This is a genomic window from Sphingobacterium nematocida (assembly GCF_900168125.1).
In the GTDB taxonomy this organism is placed as follows: domain Bacteria; phylum Bacteroidota; class Bacteroidia; order Sphingobacteriales; family Sphingobacteriaceae; genus Sphingobacterium; species Sphingobacterium nematocida.
In genome coordinates, this window is the sequence record NZ_FUZF01000002.1 from 1 (window position 1) to 24,320 (window position 24,320).

The 24,320-nt window shown below is 40.4% G+C and carries 12 protein-coding genes; 7 read left to right on the plus strand and 5 right to left on the minus strand.

What is annotated here, in order from left to right:
• From B5X76_RS02280 to B5X76_RS02300, 5 genes are all read left to right on the plus strand, one after another.
• The coding region (locus tag B5X76_RS02280; RefSeq protein ID WP_139375183.1) for a DUF7507 domain-containing protein at positions 1-1,809 on the plus strand (1,809 nt) is incomplete at its 5' end.
• Between the two features lie 11 nt (positions 1,810-1,820).
• A complete protein-coding gene (locus tag B5X76_RS02285; RefSeq protein ID WP_245800915.1) occupies positions 1,821-2,840 on the plus strand; it encodes a PorP/SprF family type IX secretion system membrane protein in 1,020 nt (339 codons plus the stop codon).
• Positions 2,841-2,851: 11 nt separating this feature from the next.
• The gene (locus tag B5X76_RS02290; RefSeq protein WP_079640839.1) at positions 2,852-4,795 is read left to right on the plus strand and encodes an OmpA family protein; all 1,944 of its coding nucleotides are present in this window, start codon (positions 2,852-2,854) and stop codon (positions 4,793-4,795) included.
• A gap of 151 nt (positions 4,796-4,946) precedes the next feature.
• Positions 4,947-6,593: a tetratricopeptide repeat protein gene (locus B5X76_RS02295; protein WP_079640841.1), complete on the plus strand. Its 1,647-nt coding sequence runs from the start codon at positions 4,947-4,949 to the stop codon at positions 6,591-6,593.
• Positions 6,594-6,651: 58 nt separating this feature from the next.
• The gene (locus B5X76_RS02300) at positions 6,652-7,548 is read left to right on the plus strand and encodes a WD40 repeat domain-containing protein (RefSeq protein WP_079640843.1); all 897 of its coding nucleotides are present in this window, start codon (positions 6,652-6,654) and stop codon (positions 7,546-7,548) included.
• 65 nt (positions 7,549-7,613) lie between these two features.
• Here the strand turns inward: B5X76_RS02300 and B5X76_RS02305 are convergent, their stop codons facing one another.
• The 5 genes from B5X76_RS02305 to dacB form a co-directional block, all read right to left on the minus strand.
• Positions 7,614-8,087: a GAF domain-containing protein gene (locus tag B5X76_RS02305; RefSeq protein ID WP_079640845.1), complete on the minus strand. Its 474-nt coding sequence runs from the start codon at positions 8,085-8,087 to the stop codon at positions 7,614-7,616.
• 74 nt (positions 8,088-8,161) lie between these two features.
• A complete protein-coding gene (gene sov, locus B5X76_RS02310) occupies positions 8,162-15,181 on the minus strand; it encodes a T9SS outer membrane translocon Sov/SprA (RefSeq protein ID WP_079640847.1) in 7,020 nt (2,339 codons plus the stop codon).
• Between the two features lie 140 nt (positions 15,182-15,321).
• The gene (gene ruvA / locus B5X76_RS02315; protein ID WP_079640848.1) at positions 15,322-15,906 is read right to left on the minus strand and encodes a Holliday junction branch migration protein RuvA; all 585 of its coding nucleotides are present in this window, start codon (positions 15,904-15,906) and stop codon (positions 15,322-15,324) included.
• A gap of 67 nt (positions 15,907-15,973) precedes the next feature.
• Positions 15,974-18,250, minus strand: coding sequence for an NADP-dependent malic enzyme (locus B5X76_RS02320; protein WP_079640850.1), 2,277 nt, complete (start codon positions 18,248-18,250; stop codon positions 15,974-15,976).
• Positions 18,251-18,424: 174 nt separating this feature from the next.
• The gene (gene dacB / locus B5X76_RS02325) at positions 18,425-19,846 is read right to left on the minus strand and encodes a D-alanyl-D-alanine carboxypeptidase/D-alanyl-D-alanine endopeptidase (protein WP_079640852.1); all 1,422 of its coding nucleotides are present in this window, start codon (positions 19,844-19,846) and stop codon (positions 18,425-18,427) included.
• A gap of 270 nt (positions 19,847-20,116) precedes the next feature.
• On the opposite strand from dacB, the gene B5X76_RS02330 reads away from it, so the two are divergent.
• On the plus strand, positions 20,117-21,892 hold the full coding sequence (locus B5X76_RS02330; RefSeq protein WP_079640854.1) for an aminopeptidase P family protein: 1,776 nt from the start codon (positions 20,117-20,119) through the stop codon (positions 21,890-21,892).
• 153 nt (positions 21,893-22,045) lie between these two features.
• On the plus strand, positions 22,046-24,301 hold the full coding sequence (locus tag B5X76_RS02335) for a glycoside hydrolase family 20 protein (protein WP_079640856.1): 2,256 nt from the start codon (positions 22,046-22,048) through the stop codon (positions 24,299-24,301).
• Positions 24,302-24,320: the final 19 nt, after the last annotated feature.

The following is a 24,320-nucleotide window of genomic DNA, read 5'->3' on the forward strand; positions in this document are numbered from 1 at the left end:
GGCAGCTTAACCGGCAGCACATTGAACTGGTCTGTTAATGTACCGTTCGGTGGTGAGGTTTCTGTAAGCTTCAAGGTTACTGTAAATGCCGATTTAACAGAAGGAGCTGTGATCCGTAATATCGCTACTGTTGGAAACGAAAATCCAGAAGTTGAGATCCCTACAGATCGTGTGGCTGGAATTAGTATCGAAAAACGACACAATCTTGCTGCAAATAACGATTGTTACGGTTTGAAAGTGGGAGATAAGATTGTTTATACCTTCACTGTGAAGAACACAGGAAACGTAAGCTTAAGTAATGTAGCTGTGATAGACAATCTTCCGAGATTAGGAACCATTAGCTCTGTTGAGAACGGAAACTTAGCACCAGGAGCTACACGAGTGTTTACTGCGGAGTATGCTGTTGATCAGACTGACCTCAATAGAGGTTCGATCCGCAACACAGCAACCGTAAAAGGAACAGCGCCTAGCGGAGCGGTAATAGGTACTACAGAAGGAGTAACAGATGGTTTATCAAATGAAGTCGTAATCAATATCTGTCAGACTGGAAAAGTTTCTATCGAGAAAACAGTAAATAAAGAAAATGTTTCTAAAGTTGGTGAGGAGTTGATCTATACACTTAAAGTGACGAATATAGGTAATATTGATCTTGAAGAGGTGACTGTAGGTGATGTAATGTTGAATTTCAATGATATAATAAACCTTAAAGTTGGTGAGGTAAAGACTTACACATTAACTTATGTTACTAAATACGAAGATCTATTGAAGGCTTCCATAGATAATATAGCCTCAGCTACTTTGAAATCGAGGGAACGAGTAACTGACGATGCTTCGACTAAAATTACATTCACTCCTGACATCGATATTGTGAAAAGTGCAGACAAGAGTGTCGTTACGTTCTTAGGAGAAGAGGTAGAGTATACCATTGAAGTGAAGAATACAGGCTCAACAGACTTAACGAATGTAGTCGTTACAGATCCTATGTTCCCGAACTTCACAGGTAATGCTGGAAACTTGGCTGTCGGACAAACTAAAAAATTCGAACTAACCTATGTTTCGGAGTTAGCAGATATAATTCGCGGATACATTAGAAATACAGCCCAAGTGAAAGGAACAGTAGCAGGAGTAGTGGCATTTAGATCGTTTAACCCAACAACTGGAGTGGTAGAAAAACTTTCGAATACCGTTGAGATTCCAGTTCTCTTCAGCAGTATCCTTGAGGTAACTAAAGTTGCTGATAAGACAGAAGTGCAAAAAGTGGGGGAAGTCATTAATTACAGTATCACAGTTGCAAACAAAGGGCAATACGATCTGAAGGATGTACGGATCAGTGATCCTTTGACAGGACTCAATGAGACTATAGCGACACTGGCAGCTGGTGAAACAGTATCTTTCAATAAGGAGAAAAATAGCAAAACAAGTTACACGGTCGTACGTAGCGACTTTGACAAAGGCGAGATTGTCAACGTAGTGACCGTTACTGCTAAAGATCTGAAAGACGTAACAGTGACCGGAACTGCGGAAAGAATAGTGACTGTTTTACCAATGCCGCTTTTCATTCCTAACGTGTATACACCTAACGGTGATAATGTAAACGACACCTTTGAAATCGTAGGTATCGAAGCGTTTGACCGTACTGAGGTGACTATTTTGAACCGTTGGGGTAATGAAGTATATCGAAACGATAACTACAGAAATGAATGGAACGGACAAGGTCTGAACGAAGGAACTTATTTCTATATCATCAAGACGATTAAGGGAACCAAAGAAGATGTATATAAAGGTCATGTACTAATCAAAACACGCTAAAGCATAAAGTCATGAACAAGAATAATATGAAGAAGAGATTTGTGCTGTTACTGATGGGCCTAACCTGTTTTTTAACAACACAAGCACAGCAGAACATACAGTTTACACAGTATATATTCAATTCGCTGAGCGTTAATCCAGCATATGCCGGATATAAAGAAGAGTGGTTTGCACAGGTGGGGTTAAGAAGCCAGTGGACAGGCTGGAGCGGAGCTCCAAAGACAGGAAGTATTTCTATTGATGGGGTCTTAGATCCTATCAATAGAAGGCACGGGGTAGGTCTGCAGGTAACCGTGGATGGACTGGGAGCACAATCTGCGACTTCGATATATGCGAATTATGCTTTGCGCTTGCAACTTGATCCAGAAGATACCAAACGGCTTAGCTTAGGGGTCGCCGCTGGGGTAACACAATATGGTCTAGATGGTACTAAGTTGGATCCAGTGACTGGAGGGGATCGTGTGCTCCCAGATGGTAAAGTTTCCACTTGGGTGCCTGATGTTAGATTAGGTGTATACTATGCGACACCGAAGATATATGCCGGAGCAGCAGTACATGATCTATTTTCAAATTCGGTAGATAATGAAGACTTTGTCTTTAATGCAAACTCGTTGGAAAGTCTCTATAAAAATGTAAGTCTTTATGTAATAGCAGGGGGGATGATCTCTTTAGAGGAGGGCTTGCATCTACGGCCAAGTATCTTAATAAAAGATGATTTCAAGGGACCTACTTCGCTTGATGCCAATGCAATGTTGATCTTTAATAATAAGTTTTGGATTGGAGGAGGCTATCGTACGCGATCTAGGATATTTAAGCGGGATTACTATGACAATTCAGCGATGAAGCTAAGCTCGCTGAATTCGGTACAAGGGATCGTCCAATTTTATGCTACACCGCGTTTTCGGATCGGATATTCCTATGATGCAATGCTCAATAAGATGAGCGGTCTACAGAGTGGTACGCACGAAGTTACGTTAGGTATAGCTTTCGATCGTGCGCTGAAACAGATATTAAGTCCAAGGTTCTTTTAAAACGTACTGAAATGAAATTTAATCATATATTTTTAGGTCATTATTTCGTTTGGGGATTGTTACTCCTTACGACTACCGTTTGTGCACAAGAACAGCTTAGTTTGCAGGCAAAGGCAGATTTGCTTTTTGAAAAATACGAGTATTACAATGCAGCACAACTGTATGGGAAATTGAGCGAGTCGAAAAAAGTGAAAACGAGGAATCTAGAGCGTTTGGCGGAGAGTTATTCGCAGATTAATAACTATGATCTTGCTGAAAACTGGTATACGCGTGTCGTACAAAGACCCGATTATAAAAAGCAGTCTTTGATAGGTTACGCCAATGTACTTAAACAGAATGGGAAGTATGTAGAAGCCAAGGCGATGTACAAACGGTATTTGGAGGAACAAGGGGACGATGATTTTGTGAAGTTAGCGGTACAAGGAGCCGATTCGGCTACGCGCTGGATAGCCAATCCTGGTAAGGTAGATATCTTAGCGTTTAACGATGTAAATACGTCACTTTCCGAATTCTCTATGATCGCAACACCTACATCATTACTATATGCTGGAGAGTCATCCGATGCCTCTGTAGCAAAGTCAGGGATGACTGGAGAATCTTTTCTGCGACTTTTTTCAAGGGATATCAATGCGTCCGGTAAAGGTTCTATGTTGAAGGATGCGAATATCAACCAAGCGAAATATCATGTAGGTCCTGTTGCCAGTAATAAAGCAGGTGATAAGTTGTATGTAACACGGACTTATCCAGGTAAAGAGGTACAGAAATACCGTAATGATGGAAAAAAATGGGCACGTTCTGTTTTAGAGTTAATGCTCTACGAGAAAGAAGGAAATAGTTGGAAAGAAACAGCATTTCCTTTTAATAATGTGGCAGCGTATTCTGTCGGACATGCAGCTTGGAGTGATGATGAAAAGAGACTCTACTTTGCTTCGGATATGCCAGGAGGAGTAGGGGGTGTGGATATTTGGTATTGTAATCAAACAACTGACGGGACTTGGAGTACACCTGTGAATGCAGGAGCAGAGGTTAATACGAAATATGATGAAATGTTTCCCATGGTATTTGCGAATAAACTCTATTATTCCAGTAATGGTAAACCAGGTATGGGAGGGCTAGATATATTCGAGGCCGCTGTATCGGGTAATAAAATATCCCAAGTGAAAAACATGGGTTTCCCGGTCAATAGCCCATCTGATGATTTTGCATATTTTGTGAAAGAAGATAATGGAGAGGAACGGAAGGGATTCCTTTCTTCCAATAGGAGCGGATCTGTAGGCGGTGATGATATTTATCACTATGCGGCAAAAAAGCCTGTATTTAAAATTCTTATTCAAGGGAAAACGTTTAACAAAAAATCGCGTGAGCTTTTAGCAGAGACTAATGTTACGTTATATTCCGACAAAAGACAAATGATCGCTAAGACGAACAGCGGTCAGAAAGCTGAATTTATGTTTGATGCGGACAAGAATACCAAGTATAAGATTTTAGGAGAGCGTTCAGGTTTTCATGCAGATTCTGTTAGCCTAGTGACAGCTGTACCTACGAGAGATACTATATACCAGGTTTCTTTATTTTTAGAGCCAATAATGGAGGTTGGTCATAAGTTCGTGTTAGAGGACATATATTATGATTTCGATAAACATAATATACGTAAAGATGCAGCGATAGTACTAGATCAATTGGTGAGGACGATGAGAGATAACCCAACATTAAGGATTGAGTTATCCAGTCATACGGACAGTAGAGGTAGTCACCGTTATAACGACCTACTTTCTCAAAGACGTGCCGAGAGTGCTGTTAATTATATTATATCCAGAGGTATAGAACGAGATCGTCTTGTCGCAAAAGGTTATGGCGAACGCCGTTTAGTAAATCGTTGTGCAGATGGTGTGAAATGTTCTGCAGCAGAGCATCAGGCAAACAGGCGAACAGAAGTAGAAGTGCTGTCTTACTAGCCCCTTTTTCGGGATACAGCATGCCCCTTTTTGGGTATATTTGACAAAAGTAGCTTCTTTTGTAGCGATAGTTCTACAAAAAAGAAGCTACTTTTGCTCATGTCATTTTCCTTTGATTTATTTGTCTTGTAAATCAATTACCAGACTAAAAGTGAAAAGGTTATACCCTCTTTGGATTAGTGCATTATTGCTTACTATCTTTTGTAAAGACGCAAAAGGAGAACGTAACCCTTATGAAGAACTACGCGGTGTAAAAAGCGAGTTTGTAGCTTGTAAAGCATTTACGATTTTACGTCTTGATTTTGATATTCATGAAGCAGACTCCGCATTAAAAAATATCGAATTTATACACAAACTAGCAAAGGAAAAGAACGATAAAAATCTGAGTTGTATATATTACGAGACATTAGGTAATTATTTTTCCCTTCGTTACGATAGAGTGAATAGTCTAGCTACAATGAATCACGAAAGAGCGATTCAATATGCGAAGGACAACTCATTAGACCAACAGCTGTTTCGGCAGAATTTTAGCTTCGGAAATTATTATTATACTTACGCCAAGTATGCAGATGCGTACCGCTATTTTAGGCAAAGCCTTTTTACACTTGATAAAATTGGCGAAAGTAATGTAGCCCAGGTGTGGCAATATTATCTCACGCTAGCTCGCTATTTCTATGACATTAAAGATTATGAAATGGCAACACAGCTGCTCCAAAAAGTACTCACATATAATAATAAACTGACACCTCGGGAGCTTTTCGATACCATCAATACATTGGGGTTGATTGCGCTCTATACGGACAAGACTGATGAGGCGATAGCCTATTTTAGAAAAGTTTTAGAAAAATCAAATGCTGTATTGGACTCTGCTTGGATGGGGATAGCTTATGGCAATATCGGAAATACCTTTGTTAAGAAGAAGGACATTGGAAGAGCAATCCAATATTTTGATCTTGATTATAAGTACAATTCACAACCTTCAGGAGACTTGATATCGGCTTTAGGTTCATTGAAAAAAATGGCTGAATTGCAGTTTCAACAACGTGATTTTGAAAAGGCGTTGAAGAATATTGACATATTTATCGCCAGGATGGAGAAAAAGCCTATTCGTTATCAGACTTTGGTAGAGGCATATGATCTTAAAGCGAGACTATTGGATACACTTGCCATCGAAGAAGGTCAGTTAAATACATTAAAAGAAGCGACAAAATATAATCGACTACTCTCGACATTGAATAATAGTGCGTCTATTGAAATGGCAAAATTAGAAGAAGAGAAATCGAATTATGATCAATTCTATTACGAATCCAGACAATATAAAAAATTAAATCTGTTATTGATCGTAACATTGATTGGTGCTTTGTCTATTCTTTTTGTTGTTACGTATAAAAAAGCTAAGCGTGGAAGCAAAAAGGCAGAAGTTGTCGAAAGCGGTAAAGAAGAAGAAGAATATTGCCCGATGGTCATATTGAGTGATAAGCGATTTCACGTTGAAGACTCCCATAAGACTATTCAGATTAGCTTGGAACTACGGCAGCTGATGGATGGAAATTTGATGAATAATCGTAATTGGGAAAAATTCAAATTTGCGTATAGTAATAGTTTTCCTTGTTTCTTTAGCGATCTGATACATAAGTACCCTGAGCTTACTGATTCAGATTTACGCTTGTTAGCTCTTACTAACCTAGGACTCTCCAATAAGGAATTGGCGGATAGATTATCTGTTTCCTTGGATGGTATTAAAAAAGCTAAGCAGCGGTTAAAAAAGAAACTTAACGATCATATTGTTTACAACTAAGTTTGTCTCTCCATGATATTTGACTAATTTCGTCTATTGGCTATTACGTTTATTAGATATGACAGAAATTAGTTTGCAGGGCACTTTGACGGGACACCAAAATCCGATCTATACATTAGAAGTAGATACATCGCGACACCTATTATATTCCGCCGGAAATGATAAAGGAATTGTAGAATGGGACCTCGTCTCCCAACAATTCAAGCGGCTGTTATGTGCTGTTCCCTCTTCAGTGTACTGTTTGAAACTTATTCCTGACACAGATTGGATTGCAGCCGGTATGCGTAATGGAGAGCTTTTCATTATTCAACGTACCGAACCTCAGTTGATCGCTAAACTAAAAGTAGATAAAGGAGCTATTTTTAGTATTCAGATATTGTCGTCAAAGAATGAAATAATTGCTATAGGAGAGGAGGGGAAGGCTTATGTTTGGAGTTTAGACGGTTTTCAGCTACTTTATACCTTTCTGGTATCAAAAGACCGTGTTCGTACAATAGCTGTTTCGGAAGATCAAAAAAATATCGCTTTTGGCGATAAGCAAGGTGTTGTATATATTCATGTCGCAGACGATTTTCATTTAATCACGCAATCTGCTAAACACGAAATGGGCATATCGAGTATGCTTTTTCATAAGGAGTATTTATATACGGCGGGACGTGATGCCCGTCTTTATAAATTCAGCCTGCCTTTTCTAGAGAAGCAAGCGGAAGTAACACCCCATTTTTTTACAATATATGGAATATGCGCCGTCTCGGATCACTTGGTGACCGTGAGTAGAGATAAGACCATTAAACTATGGGATCAAAATTTCCGATTGCTAAAGAATATTTCAAAAGATAAAGGTATTGATTCGCATCAGCTTTCCATCAATAGTGTAGCTTATGATAAGGATATCAAGGTACTCTGTACAGCAGGTGATGATAAGCAGATCAAGCTATGGTCAGTGGAGTTATGAGGTTATGAAGTTTTCAAGTTAGAAGTAACTAGTTCACTGGTTAACATGTTCACAAGATAACTCGATCACAGGATAACAAGATCAACTATCTCTTTTAAGTACTTGGCGTCTATTTCATTGAAGGTATTCAACTCTTCACTGTCTACATCCAATATTGCAATTACCTCATTGTTCCGAATTATAGGCAACACAATTTCTGACTTGGAAAGGGAGCTACAAGCTATATGGCCAGGAAATTCGTCTACATTTGGAACAATTAAAGTGTCTTTTTGTGCCCATGCCGTTCCGCATACCCCTTTGTTATAAGCTATACGAGTGCAGGCTACAGGTCCTTGAAAAGGACCTAATACCAACTGTTCGCCTTTTACAATATAAAAACCTACCCAAAAGAAATTAAACTGTTCTTTAAGCGCAGCAGCTACATTAGCGAGGTTGGCAATTTCATCAGACTCTCCTTTTAAAAGAGCCTCGATTTGAGGAAGCAAGCTCTTATACTGCTCTTCTTTGTTTCCTTTATTTATTTTTAGATCTTCAGCCATTTTGTTTCAAGTTATGATGGTGAAGGAGGTGATGATAGTGATGTTGTTCTCACGATGATCACCTTATTCACTTCCTATTGAAATTGAATACGAACATTTATTCCGAAATACGTATACGATGTAGCGTAGTTTTGAGATGTATATGGACGTACTGCATTTGAATTATAGAATAGACGGATGTTGTAGAACTGATTGATTGTATAGTCCAGCGAAGGGTTTACCGTTAAACTTTTGTTTCCTCCTGATACTTCTGCTTGATTAATATCTGAACGGTATACCGTCGTCTTTCTATCATTCAAGGCAAAATCAACCCTGAAGTTCATGTCATTTACCCATTTACGATCCTCAAAAATCCCGAAAGGAAGACGTACATTGTTCTTTCTGTATCCCATACCCACGATAAAAGATTGATCCGTCATCATAGCCAGTTGACTATTCTGTAAACTCATATTCATATCCCGTGATTTGCGGTACTCTGAGTTTACGGATAGGCTATTTGCAAAACGCATATCTACACCAATTAATGGAACAAACCTATCAATAATAGATATTTGACCATATTGACTTTGAGGCAAAAAGTTTTGGTTTGCATCCCGTGAATAAGGCATACCGTCGGCCTCTTCATACCTTGCAGTTGATGTATAACCACCAATGATATATTGGGATTGATAAGCGTGATTAATGTTTATAGAACTGATAAAGTCTTGTATACCTAAAATACCAACTAAACCGTTGAAGGATATCCGCCAGTTAGGGAGCGGGAATTTAGGTTTAATACCTTGTTCAGCGGATTTAGCGTCTTTGCCCAGATAGGTAGCTAAGAAAGCATTTACAACAACATCCTGTTGGGTCTTACCATACCCATCTGCATAAAAATCTGCAGATTGTCCTACGGAATTAATATTCTTTTCTCCTAAACGTTGCGATATGGCGAGTCGGTGTTCCTCAAACTTTTTAAACAAATCATCGCTATTTTTGAAAGAAGTACGTATAGAAATCTGTGATACGGTGTAGTTTCCTGTCACATATGGCGAGACACTCTCTAATTGACCCGTTGTCGCATTAAACTGCATGGCAGCAGTATAATTATAATTATCTATACGAGACATCGTCAAATCGACACGTAAGCCCTTAATCGGTTCTAAATTAGCGACTACAGAGATGTTCTCCGCAAAAGTCTTCGTATACATGTTGGTCTGTAGGGTATCAGACGATAGCCAACCGTTGCGCGCTGCTTTGCTCAGAATATCGCCCTGGCCACCAAATAAAAATCCCCAGCCCGGTGCATTTGCATCAAAATCAAAACCTAAAAGGTTTGTCGTAGGGGTATATCCTGGCAGATAAGTACCTTCCGTTTTTGTATAAGCTCCATTTACGTTCCGGATAGACGTTAACAACTGCACGAAGAATGGTACAGCTCCTTTGCTATCTCGTCCTGTATTTTGACGGATAAACCTAAATTTGCTGTAAAGAGCGCTTAGGTTTAACGTTGGATTGATCTGTATAGTCCTGTTATTTTGGATACTATTACCCAGATTAATGTTTTCATTTTGGAGACTCAAAAGAGGTTCACTTTGCCAGTTGAATTGTGTACCATATCGAGCTGTAGCATTCACCCATTCTAAGTAAGGAATCTTATTAATAGGCAACGAGTAGGTCACATTCATCATGTGATTATAATCTGTAGTTCGGCCCATTTTCCAGAAATTAGACCATAATGTATCTCGTTTTGCTCCGTCGATTCTGCCGTTTGGCTCGTCGATAATGGAATAATTAGTAGCGTTGAAATCCAAACGTAGAGACTTCGTTAGATCCCAGCTGATTCCATATATCCGACTCATGTTAAAGTTCTTGTTGTAGTAGGTCGGCAACACGTTGTTTGAGGAGTTGTCACGAAGCGTATTTTCGTTATAAATACGGTTGACCTCCATTCTGAAATTCAACAACGATGGCATCAGATTGAAATTCATATCCCGGATCAATCCTAAATTCTTAGATTTAAGATTCTTAAAAGGTTCGTAGAAATGAGTCGTCGGGTTACTAAACGTGTAATCTAAAGCACCGCGATAATTGCGTTGTAAGTTAGATGCCGTATTGAAGTCTCTATGGTAATACTCGCTAAATGCATATGAAAGTCCAAAGTTCTCGATATCCCAAGGACGAATAGGGCTTTCGTTATCCGTTCTGATCTTGCGAACGTTTGTAAAACTGAAACCTTTGCGGGTCGTGTAATCTTGTACTAAACGAAGCAAGGAATCTCTTCTGTTGTTTGATAATGTGGCTAAGGCGCTATTTAACTCAATATCTGGACTAAGTGGATTAAACTCCGGTGTTGCCGTTTGATTGGAGTAGTTAAAATAGAACGGGATAATGACACCATGTCTTGGATGGAAGAATTTTCCAAATTCAGCATTTGTGGTAATATCAAAAAAGAAGTTGTCCGAACGGTTTCGTTCGCCGACTCTTTGGGAAATAGATCCAAAACCTATGGTCGATTTTGTGCCGGTAACAGACACATTTGCGAAATCTGCGAGTTTTAAATTAAGTCGTGCTGTGGCCGCCCATCCACCTTTGTCATCAAAATCAGTTAGGCGCAGTTCATTAAACCAGAATTCTCCGGCCAAATCTCTTCCATCATCCATAGGGGTACTCGTAGACGTACCACGCAAAGGGTTACGTACTCCGACCATATAGAAACGTACTTTAGAGATATCTGGGGTTCCTATAATGAGAATTCTATTTTTACCATCCGAATGTTCATAAGGGACATCTAGTGGCCAAGGCTGTCCATTCAGTTTGGCATTATCCCGAGCAATCTTGGCATCTTGAAATAATTTGATCTGAATATTCATCCTGTTCTCCTCTGGCCAGATTAGATCCGGAGAGCTTGTGCCTGGAGTTGTGATGCTCAAAGGCATATCATATTCATAGTAGTTATACTTGTCGTCTGTACCTACACGTATGAATGCTCTAAAATCACCCTTATTTAAGTTCTCTCCCTCGGCATGTATAAACATTTCGAGTCGTCCGTAAGGTCTGAAATCGTGAGAAGCTGTTTTGAACGTTGCCCTACCATAGCCGTCCCGCAACTGTTTTACATCAAGACTCATGGACTGTTCATTCAGCTGTATGTCCAGATTGTTATTTGATATATCGACCTGTCGGTTGATGCCTGGAGGGACTACATAAGGGATAGGTTCACGTTTGCCGTTTTCTTCAATACTGATGTTGGCGACATTGAACGTAGAATTGTCTGAAGCAACTACTCCCATACTATGGTCTGCAATAACTTTGGACGCTATATTTTCTGCGTTGTATTTTCTCCAATCGCCACGTACAAACTGCATTCTTCCAAATCGAACGACAGAAGTATCGGCAAAATTGGTCATGAATAAACGGATAAAGCGGATCGATTTGAAGTCCTGAATATTACCTTCACGACTCTCAAACTCATTTAGAGGAATACGTAATTTATACCATTTAACATCAAGATTTTTATCGAGGACACGGACTTTGGAAGTTTGTTCGTCTACAATGAAATTTTTGCCCACAACCATATCCTGAGGTCGTATGGAAAGCTTGTACTGATAGTACTCGTCAATTTCATTCATGGTGTTGTCGCGGTTGACATCTTCACCATCAGGAAGCAATGTACTAGCAGAGGTTTCTACACCGTAGTCGGCTAGCGACTGGTTGTTAGTCCGTGTATTTCCTTGTGTACCATTGTACTGTTGGTAGCGTTCCAAAATACCCACATTTTGGTCAAAATGATTTCCTCTAAAATACGTGTAATCATCCGAGGAAGGGTCACCTTGTAGCTTAGCAAAGGCCTGAGGGTCCAGTATTCCTTGCATCTGGTTTAGAAAATTAGCATGGAAAGAACGCTCTTCGTCATTGGTCAGACCATCAAGACCTACATCTTGTAAAAGTCTACTGGCATCCGAGTTTTCAAAAGCTTGGACGACAGGTTGATTACGTACGACATGTCCCCAAACAGTTTGGTCAACTAAAGTCTTGTCACCGGTGGGAGAAAGTCCATTTTCTAAAGACTTTCTACCGTCTTTAAGGATGTCTTCTGAAACATTTCCCAGGTTGATATAGATATCTCCACCATTTTTATTCGGGTTTGTCAAAGTTGGATCCATCATCCACATTTCCAAAAACTCGATGTTTTGCGCTTCGAAATCCGTTTGGTCAATTTTACGGAACATGCCGCCCCATCGGTTTTGGGGATTTAATAACTTGCCATCGGCTGCTATCCCTGTCGTCGTATAGTTAAACTGACCGCGTAACATCGGGTAGTAAGCCAGATCCAGCGTTGGTAAAAAGGCATCACCTCCAGTTTTAATCTCCTTGTATGGGAAAACTTCCTTTTCCGTGACTTTTCGTGTCCGGTGATCCAGCAGGAAGCGCTCGTTTACGCGAGGATTGAGACTTGACGATTGATAGAAAATCGGATCAATATTGTAGAATGCCAATTGCGCCCTGTTATAACCGTAGGCAAGATCATTGGTTAAATTGGATTCAGCGAACATTCGAGGGGTTCCAGAAATCTGCCAACCCAATTGTCCTTTGATATCTATATAAGAAAAGTTGTTTTCAAAATTGTCAATGTAGGTCGTTCCTGTGTTTCCATTAGCTGTATTTAGACCTTTAGGGTGTCCAGGTTTGAGATGTGCAAATTCTCCATAAAAGCTAATGTGAGACTCTTCTTTTGTGCTCAGGAAAGGCAATTTGTCTACCATACGGGTCAACCAACGTGAAGGCGCATTGTAGGTAATATCGGCCCCTAACATGGTGTTAGATATAGGTTCTTCCCCTATAAATACTTTCTCCGATATAGGTTTTTCCGTCAGATTCATAATGGTAGCTCCGACCATCAGGTTTTTATTGACGGTATAGTCTAGACGGCCTCCCATTAGTGTTTTTTGCTGTAAGCCAAATAAGGTCTCATCTTCCACCGATACTGTGATGGGTTGACCGGATAGGACAAGTGCTTGGTTCAGTATACGTAAGGTTCCGATCTGGTAGTCTACCATGTAGTCGGTTCCTTCAGTAAGGATAGCACCACCCGACATGACGCGGAGTTGGCCTGGCCTTAGATTCATCACATTCAATTGGTATTCTGTGCCTGAGCCTGATTGATATTTTCCTTTTAATCTATACCTGTTTTTGTTTGGGAATTTTTGTTCAGCATCCACCTTAGTATGTGTATACAACTCGGGATAGGTATATTTTTCGATAAGATCATTTTCTCCGGTAGCAAATTGCTCGGCTAGATCTTTACCAAAAGGCTCGACAACAGGAAAGATCAGCTTTCCTCGTATGGGCTCAATCGTGATATCTGGTAAAAAATCAAATAACCCGTCAGAACCGGCAGCCTGATTCTGTGTAATGCGATCTAATGCCGTCAATTGTAACCAGGTTTTATCTGCTGTTTTGCTTCCTTCATACATAGACGGGCGTTCAGCACCAGTCTCAGTTTCCGTGCGGTAGATCTGTAAGAATAAATTTTGTTCGGATATATTAGTCGCATTGAGCGAATAGATATTTTTCATCATCAACGCCCAAATAGGAAGGTTTGTTTTTAGAACTTCATTCTTCAATAGTTTGGTGTACAACATCTTCGGAGCAGACGGGGATACCGGTATATCCGTACTGAACTCACCTACTTGGTATTCCTTTCCGTTGGCCATATACCGATAAGCTACAGCAAGTACCTGATCTTGTCCTAAGGGGTATACCAAGGAGACATAGCCCAAGCGCCTGTTGATGGTGTAGTCTCTCCCTTCAACTAGTTTGCGCGCATAAGTTAGTTTTGCATAGTTATCATTAGCGCCACTTCCTGCGAAAAAACTCTGTACAACATTACTTGTGGATTCGCGCCCAGGCTCTCCAAGTTGTGTTAGTAAATCGTTGGATATATCCGAAGACAAAGCGCCAGGTATACCTGTTGAAGGTAATTTTGAAGGAGATACCCTATTGATAATATTGTTATACGGCGTATGCTCTCCTAAATCCATCAGTGCCATAATATCTCTGGATTCTTCGTAAGAGTTAGAGCGGTTATTCACCCACACCTCCACTTGCGTAATGTTAACCGGTGTATTGATGATGGGGGCTAGTGCTAGTGACTGATTGTAGGTCTCTCTAAAGTATTGGCCTAAGAAATAGTGCTGGTTGGCCTCATAGTTGCTCATTTCCAGTACCATTTCACTTTCTCGACTACCATTAGACAGCGTAATTTCTTTTTTATTGGAACGTTGCTGCGATAGAAGTCCCGTAACAGCCAATTTGCCAAATTGCAACTGTGTTTTGATACCGAAAAGTGACTCTGCTCCTTGAATTAAGGTAGAATTAAGTGCCATATTAACATTACCTATCTCCAGTCGACGGATAATATCATCATCCCCTGCAACGTAGTCAAATCTGATCTGGTTTTCAAAGCCAAATTGAGCTCTAGAATTGAAATTCGCATTGACTTTGACACGCTCTCCAATATTACCAACAAGGTTTAGGTTCATGTTTTGGTCAAAATCCATTCCCCACTGTTTGCGTTGGCGCTCATTAAACATCGGGTTATCGTTGGTATTGTACTGCGCCATGATACCAACTTCAACGCTACCTCGAGGATTGATGTCTATGGTATTACCGCCAAAAATCTTTTCGAATGTAGGACTGTTGATTTCAATTACAGGGAAAAGGCGGCGACGGCGTTCTTCCGCCATTTCTTTACCTGCTAGTTCTTCCCAATAATTCTTTTTCAGACGCTTGAATTCATAGTCTTTAAATTCATCGATCGTCAGATAAAGTGGTGGTCTATACATCTTCGAACCTAACTTTTCGCGGATGATGTATTGTTTGGTCTCCGGGTCAAAGGTAATTTCGCGTTCGATGTTTTCGGGAATATCTAAAGCAATAGGTCTGTAAGATTTGGGTAGTTTGATAAAGGGATTGTCCTTTAACTGGTATTTTAATTTCGTAGAATCATTTGCGGATAAGCTAGTGACCGGTGTTACGACTTGTGCATAGCCTAGATTTATCAGTACACAAACAAGTATCAGTAATGTAAATAATGACCTAAGCTTTTTCAAGAGTATTTGGCTAAATAAAATTAATAATTGCTATAATTCAAGCAAATATCAATGTTTTAATTAATAATAACAAAAAACTCTCAAAGATATTCTTATGGACGAAATGTTAAAATTTATTAATGTAGACTCTGTTGCCGAGTCTACATTTTTTTTAGTGCAGCTTTAATGAGTTCTTCAACGGTGTATCCACTTTCTATCTGGACGATAGCAGCCAGTGTTTTTTCGACTTGAGATTTTGGAAAACCTAGCATAACAAGAGCGGAAAGGGCTTCTTCTGGAATAGATTGGATGGTGACGGGGAGAGGAAGCAAAGCATGATCACCTTGTTTCTTGAGCTTATCTTGTAATTCAAGAATAACACGTTGAGCAGTCTTAGGACCTATGCCTTTTATTTTTTGAATCACCGCTACTTGTCCGTTGATTATAGCAGATTGTATCTCTTCGGGGGTAATAGAGGATAACATCATTCTTCCTGTGTTGGGACCTATCCCGGAAACCGATATCAAATGGTTAAATAGGTGACGTTCTCCCTCTGTAGCGAATCCGAAAAGTGTATGGGCATCTTCACGAACCTGAAAAGAAATAAACAGTTTACAGCTTTCCTGATCTTTAATCAAAGAATATGTGGTCAGCGAGATATGAACATGGTATCCAATGCCCCCCACCTCAAGTATGACATGGGTAGGGGCTTTGAATACGAGTTTACCATTGAAATAATCGTACATGGTTTTGTTTTTTATTTATATTAGGTGAACCATCTTCACCCTCATTACCTTTGTAACTATCGTCACCTTATTTTAAACTTTCATGGGCTTGTGCGTCCACAACTGCAATAGTCACCATATTTACTATCTCACGAACAGAGCTATCCAGCTGTAGTACATGTATAGGTTTGTTCATTCCCAATAATATAGGACCTACGGCTTCAGCATCACCCACTTCTTGTAAAAGCTTATAAGCGATGTTTCCAGATGCTAGGGTTGGAAATATCAGTGTATTAGCATTTTCGCCTTTCAGTGTGCTAAAAGGGAAATTGCTTTCCAACATTTCTTTGTTCAACGCAAAATTAGCTTGTAATTCGCCGTCCACAACGATGTTAGGATGATTCTTATGTAATATATTTACCGCTTCACGCACCTTGGTTGGAGTAGGTCCATCGGAGGAACCGAAGTTGGAGTAAGAAAGCATTGCTATTCTTGGTTTAACATTAAATCGCCGAACTGCTTTCTCCATCAATACGGTGATGTCTGCTAGTTCTTCTGCTGTTGGGTCCGTGTTGACCGTTGTATCTCCCAAAAATAAGGGGCCTTTGGAAGTCAGCATCATGTACATCCCGACAATACGACTGCCTTCTTTGGCTCCGATCACATGCAGTGCCGGTTTGATTGTAGACGCATAGTTTCTCGTTAAACCTGAAATTAAGGTGTCTGCATCTCCAAATTCGACCATACTAGCAGCGAAGTAATTGCGATTGGACATTAATTTGATCGCATCCATCTTTGATACACCTCTGCGTTGTCTCTTTTTATAAAGGTGTTCTGCATATTTTTCAAAACGTGCTGTGTTTTCCTCTTCTTTAGGATCAATAATAGTAACGTTGTCTAAATCAAAAGCATAGTCCTCGATCATCTTAACGATACGTTCTCTATTTCCTAATAAGATAGGGATAGCGATACCTTCTTCTTTCACAATCTGGGCAGCACGAAGTGTTTTTGCATTATCCGCTTCAGCGAATACCACTCTTTTAGGGTTGTTTTTGGCGATCGAAGTTACTTTTCGCATAATTCCATCGTCCTTACCCAAGCGTTTGCGAAGCTCCTCCTTATAATTTTCCCAGTTATCTATGGTCTTGCGGGCAACACCAGAAGCGATAGCGGCTTTAGCAACAGCTACCGATACCTCTGTAATCAGGCGAGGATCCGTTGGTTTAGGAATGACATAGTCTGTGCCGAATCGAAGGTTACTTGTATTATAAGCTTGATTCACTTCTTCTGGAACCGCTGCTTTCGCAAGTTCGGCGATAGCACGGACGGCAGCGATCTTCATATCCTCATTAATAGCTGTCGCTCTAACATCCAGGGCTCCTCTAAAAATGTAAGGAAATCCTAGTACGTTGTTCACTTGGTTCGGGAAATCCGAACGGCCTGTTCCCATTATAATATCTGTCCTTGTCGCTACTGCTAGGTCATAGGCGATTTCTGGGTTTGGATTAGCCATAGCCAATACAATCGGCTTTGCCGCCATTGATTGCAACATTTCCGGTGTAAGTACGTCTGCCGCTGATAGGCCGATAAATACATCAGAATCTTTTACAGCGTCGGCAAGTGTGTGTATGTCACGCTCAGTCGCCCATTCCGCTTTTGACGGATCCAGCTGCTCACGGTCGCTACGGATGACACCTTTACTGTCTAACATCACGATATTTTCTTTACGCGCACCTACGGCAATATACATCGCTGTACAGGAAATAGCTGCAGCGCCAGCGCCGTTTACTACGATCTTAACGGAAGCAATATCCTTGCCTTGAAGTTCACAGGCATTGATAAGCGCGGCCCCAGAGATAATAGCAGTACCATGTTGGTCATCATGCATCACCGGAATATTCATTTCTGCCTTTAAGCGTCTTTCTATTTCAAAACATTCAGGCGCTTTAATATCCTCCAGGTTAATACCTCCGAAAGTTGGCTCTAGTGCCTTAACAATACGCACAAATTCGTCAACATTTTTGGTGTCCAATTCGATATCGAATACATCTATATCGGCAAATATCTTGAAAAGAAGTCCTTTGCCCTCCATGACGGGTTTACCGGCTTGTGCACCGATATCACCCAAACCAAGAACAGCGGTACCATTACTGATTACAGCGACTAAATTTCCTTTAGCGGTATATTTGTAAGCATCTTCCGGGTTTTCAGCAATCGCTAAACAAGGTTCTGCTACCCCAGGTGAATAGGCTAATGATAAGTCTCTCTGTGAATTGTATGGTTTTGTCGGAACAACTGCAATTTTACCCGGACGACCCATAGCATGATAGTCTAGGGCCTCCTTCTTTCTGTTGATATTACTCATTTTTAGATCTGTGTGTCAAATTTAAGGCTACAAACCTACATAAATTCACCTTTATGCACAATATAATTGCGTCTTAAATATATAATGAATTTAGAGATTGTCCGCAATCTTATGTGTTTATTAATTGTGGAAATGTATTATTCTGTTTCTTCAATATATGCAATATTAATGCTATTATTTCAGGATGTCTAAAAGATTAAACATACTTTGACGCATTTTTGATGCGCTCCCGTCATAGTTGTACACCAATAGTGTAAATGTATATTCTTTGCCATCTTTGGCTTTATGGTAACCGGTATAACCAAGGGTTCCGCTGATCGTTCCGCTTTTCATTGTCATCCCATTATATACTGGGAGGCTTTTTACAAAAGAATCGGACCAAGGCCTACTCGCTGCGTATTGCATGATTTTGTTCATAGCAAATGTCGTAACGTTGTTCTGTGGTGACAACCCAGATCCATCTATAATGTCTAACTCGCTGCTGTTAAGTTGTAGCTTCTGTTTCCAGAATTTTTGCAGATAATTAGCCCCATCCAATGTGGTCACTTTACCTCCGCTGATATAAGCTATACTTCTCAGTATTGCCTCTCCGTATAAATTAATACTCTTTTGGTTAAACCAGTAGACAATATCAATTAGTTTGGGTGATACATGCGTGGATAACTCTGCAGTCTTCTGTGGGAATATGGAGTCTTGTTCAACTAGTCTTTGACCAGTGGTAGGTTCCATAAGCACAGGAATGCCTGCCGTATTCGCTGTTTTGGTAAGTTGAAATGCTAAATCAAATGCAGGGTCCGGCACAGAAATTTCAATGGTCTTTTTAAGGTCTTGACCATAAGTGCCTTTTAAGTATATTTTTTCAGAATAGGGTGCCGAGTAGGCATATACATTGTCACCAGATCCAGGTCTTCCCACTTTTACGGTGTTGACCAATTGCAGATAAGAAAGGTCTGATGTCGTTTGGACGATTGGGGCAGGGGCATTGGGTGTACCACTTTGAAAGTTAACTCCAGCTTTGTTTTCCCGCCAATTGAGTGCAGATATACCAGCACCGTAGTAATTACCTATATCAGTCCATATCCAGCCACCTGGGACATCATTCCCGTTATACATCCTGTCGTCGCCGATGATGCGCCCATCAATAGCTGTGATACCTGCACTTTTAATAGCATTTATCCACTTATCTAATAGCAATTGCTCTTTTGTCTGCTCGTAACGATCGCTACCCAATGTTGGATCTCCCGATCCTTGAACTACGATGTCGCCGTGGAGGATACCAACGCTGTCTATCGTACCTGTATAATATAGTTTTGTTTTGTAGGTATATTCTGATCCCAACAGGTCTAGTCCTGTTATAGAAGTGATGACTTTTAATGTTGAGGCTGTAGGAAGACCAATTTGACTATTTTTCTCAAATAATGTAGATCCTGTACTTTTATCAATAATATGTAAACTGGCTATACCGTTCTTTAAGCTGGGCATGGCTAAGAACGTATCGAAGCCTTTCTGAAGATTTTGCTGCGTAGACTGGGCTAGCGTAGCAGTAATAAACAGGAATGAGGAACAGAGTAATGTGATATAGTGTTTAGTGTTCATAAAGATTGTTCGAGTTTTGACAAACCTAAAGAAAATGCGCTGTATATACAATACAACGAATGTGCTTAACACAAACCGCACCGTCATGTTGAGCGGAACGTAGTGCAGTCGAAACATCTATCAACTATTCTTTAAATATCGAGATGTTATGACCGTAGATATAGAGCGGAAAACTATTGATGTCACATAAACATAAAAAGAAATACCGGTCTAAAGTTCTGTAAAGGAACAGAATTCGCTAACTTGCGCAAGATATTTAGTTGAAATAATATGTCACATTTAGAAAGATTAACCAAAATTCGTGGATTGATGAAGGAACAAGGTATTGATGCCTATATTATTCCTTCTTCGGATCCTCATATTAGTGAGTACTTGCCAGAGCGTTACAAATGTATTGAGTGGACTTCAGGCTTTAGTGGTTCTGCAGGGACCTTAATGATCACACAAGACTTTGCAGGACTATGGACCGATGCTCGTTATTTCGTTCAGGCTACTGAACAACTTGCAGGAACTGGCTTTGAATTAGTAAAACTGAAAGTACAACACGCGGCAGAATACGTAGAATGGTTGGATCAAAGATTCGGAGCAGGGACTAAAGTCGCGTTTGATGGCAACTTAGCGTCCTTGTTGGTGGCGCAAACTGTGAAAAATGTATTAGAACCTCGAGGAATGGTCGTCGATGGTCATGTGGATTTATTAAGTTCTATATGGGACGGAAGACCATCGTTGCCTCAGGTGAAAGCCTATTTGTTAGATGCTTCTACTACGGGGCAGGACACCGTGTCAAAATTGACCGCCGTTCGCAGCGCTCTGGAAAAGTATCGGGTAGAGGGGCATTTTGTGTCATCTCTGGATGATTTAGCGTGGTTACTAAACGTGAGAGGACAGGATGTGCCGTGCAATCCTGTGGTTCTAGGCTTTGTATATGTTTCAAAAAAGGATGCAATTTTGTTTGTTGAAACATCGAAGTTGAATGCAGAAGCAGTGGCAGAATTAGCGGGATACGGCGTAGAGGTACAGGATTACTCCAAAGCTTTCGATTTTGTCAAAGGTCTTTCGATCGAAAGTATACTCATCGATCCTAAACGTACCTGTTTTGCCATTTATGATAGTATTCCTAGTGGAGTGAAAATTGTAGAGCGTCTTAACCCTTCTACAAGTTTGAAAGCCTTGAAAAATAAGGTAGAGATATCGCATATGCGTACTACCATGGTGAATGATGGCGTAGCAATGACGAGGTTTTTCAAATGGCTGGAAGAAAGCTTAGGCAAGGAAGAGCTTTCAGAAATTTCGATTGCAGAAAAATTGCAGGGATTCAGAGCTGAGCAGCCGGGTTTTGTAGATATCAGCTTTAATACGATTGCCGGTTATTTAGATCATGGAGCTCTACCGCATTATCATGCTATACCATCGAGCAATTATACATTAAAACCTTCTGGATTATTACTCGTAGACTCGGGTGGTCAATACCGTACGGGCACGACAGATATCACTCGGGTTATCTCCTTGGGCAATATAACACAAGAGGAAAAAGAGGATTATACGATTGTACTAAAAGGGACTATCGAAGGTAGTCAGGCTATTTATCCTCAAGGTACCCGTGGGTATCAGATTGATGCAATAACAAGACGCCCGATCTGGGAGACTTTGCGTAATTACGGACATGGTACAGGGCATGGTATCGGATTCTTTTTGAATGTGCATGAGGGACCTCAAACCCTTAACCCAACTGCCGTAGATGTTGCTTTGGAGGAAGGTATGATTACCTCTATCGAGCCGGGTCTATACCGTGAAGGAAAACATGGGATACGTATTGAAAACCTGGTGTTGACGTCAAACTACGAAAGTTCACAGTTTGGTGATTTTATGCACTTTGAGACATTGACTATCTGCTATATAGCCACTGATCTGGTGGAGAAAAGCTTACTTCATCAGAGCCACATTGATTGGCTTAATAATTACAACCAATGGGTATATGAGAAATTATCTCCATTATTAAGCGAAGAGGAGTCGGCATGGTTGAAACAAAAGACAGCCGCGATATAGTTGTGCTATTTTGGGTAGACTGTTGCGCTTAAAACAGGATAAAAGAGCTGTCATTCTGGAGTGACAGCTCTTTTTGTATCAATATGCTATAACGTTTTACTACTATTTTAAACTCCGATTTAGAAATAGTAGTTTTGTTAAAATGAAATTACCATGATACGATATAAACTATTACTGTTAGCGTTCCTATTTTCTTTTATATTTCCATCCGAAGGACAAGAACAACTTATTCCTCAACCACAATATTTACATGTTGCTGAAAATGGTCGTTTGGCTTTTGATAAAGAGTGGCGTGTTAATAATTCGGTGTTTGCCAATGAAGCAGTTTATCTTGTGGAGCAGCTGCGAACCACTGGGCCTGAGTCGCCGGCTATCGTTGCAAAGAAAGGAAACGTACATTTTGTGAAAATAGCGCAACCGCCAGCAGATCAATACGATTATTATGAGCTTAAAATTGATAAAAAAGGCATCACTATAAGTGCAGCTACTGGTAGAGGAGCGTTTTATGGCGTTCAAACTCTGTTGCAACTTGTAGTAGAAAATAAAGACAAGGGAAGTCTCCCTTATTTGGAAATAAAGGATTACGCCAAGTTTTCTTATCGGGGTATGCATTTGGACGTTTGTCGGCACTTTTTCACCGTAAAAGAGGTCAAGAACTATCTGGATTATCTTTCCTGGTATAAAATTAATACGTTTCATTGGCATCTTACAGATGATCAAGGTTGGCGGATAGAGATCAAGAGTCATCCCAAGTTGACAGAAATTGGTGCTTATCGTAAAAAGAATCCTGGCGTTGAGTATGAGGTGGATAGAGTTAAAGATGGACGCTATGGAGGTTTTTATACCCAAGATCAAATTAAAGACGTGGTGGCCTATGCGACCAAGCTACATATTGATGTGATCCCAGAGATTGAAATGCCGGGTCATGCGCAGGCTGCTTTGGCAGCTTATCCTGAATTGTCCTGTACAGGTGGACCATTCGAGGTGGGTACGACCTGGGGCGTGATGGACGATATCTTTTGTCCGAAAGAGGAGACTTTCGCTCTTTTAGAAGACGTGATAGATGAAGTAATTGCCTTATTTCCCAATAAATACATTCATATTGGGGGGGATGAAGCTCCTAAGACCAGATGGAAATCCTGTCCACACTGTCAGGCTTTGATAAAGAAGGAAGGCTTGAAAAATGAAGCAGAATTACAATCCTACTTTATTAAGCGTATGGAAAAGTATATCAATAAAAAGGGCAAACGTATTATTGGTTGGGATGAAATTCTAGAGGGAGGGCTGGCTCCCGATGCGACGGTAATGAGTTGGACAGGTATTGAGGGGGCTATTCACGCAGCGAAGACTGGGCATGATGCAATAATGACTCCGGTTAGTCATATGTATTTTGATTATTACCAAGGAAATCCACAATCTGAACCTCTAGCTTTTAGTGCCGAGATACGATTAGATCAGGCATATAGCTTTAATCCTATCCCTACGGCTCTTAATCAAGAGGAAGCGAAACATATCTTGGGTCCACAAGCAAATATGTGGACAGAGTACATTCCAAACTTTAGACATGTGCAATACATGCTATTTCCACGTTTGTTCGCGCTTTCTGAGGTAGCTTGGGGTACTTCGCAGTATAAATCCTATCCCGCATTTGAAAAACGCGTAATCGAGCATATGGGTTTCTTAGAAAAGAAGAACATAAATTATAGTAAAGCTATCTTTGAAATTAGTGGCAATAATGTTCCTCGAGGCGGGAAGATGTACTTTGAGTTAAGCACTGTTAACGAAGGGGATGTTATTCGATATACGGTAGATGGTTCCATTCCGACGGGTCAGAGCCTCTTGTACAAGAGCCCTATCCCAGTAGACAAAACAATGCGGATCAATGCGGCAAGTTTTTCGAATGGAAAGATGAAGAGCCCACTTTTGAGTCAAGAGTTTTTAGTTAGTAAATCCACTGGTAAATCTATTGAATTGCTCCATAAAGCTAGTTCTAGTTATTCGGCAAATGGAAACAGTAGTCTGGTGGATGGAGTCTATGGTAATAAAAATTATTTTAAAAGAGACTGGCTTGGTTTTAATGGACAGGATTTGGTCGCTACAATCGATTTGGGAGAATCTCTTAAATTTACTACGGTGGCTTTGAACACCGTGGATCAGAAGGGTAGTTGGATCCATTATCCCAAAGCAGTGAAGGTGTCTGTTTCTAACGATGGAAAGGTGTTTGATTTAATAGCTACTGTTGGACAAGAGGATATCGATGCATCTAGAGGTACGATAAAGCTTAATTTCAAAGCACAGGAAGCACGCTTTGTGCGTGTTGAAGTAGAGCACGTAGGTAAAATCCCCGCCGGTTTCCCGGGGGCCGGGAATGACAGCTGGTTGTTTGTAGATGAGCTTTCTGTTTACTAAATTTAAAGATAACGAATTT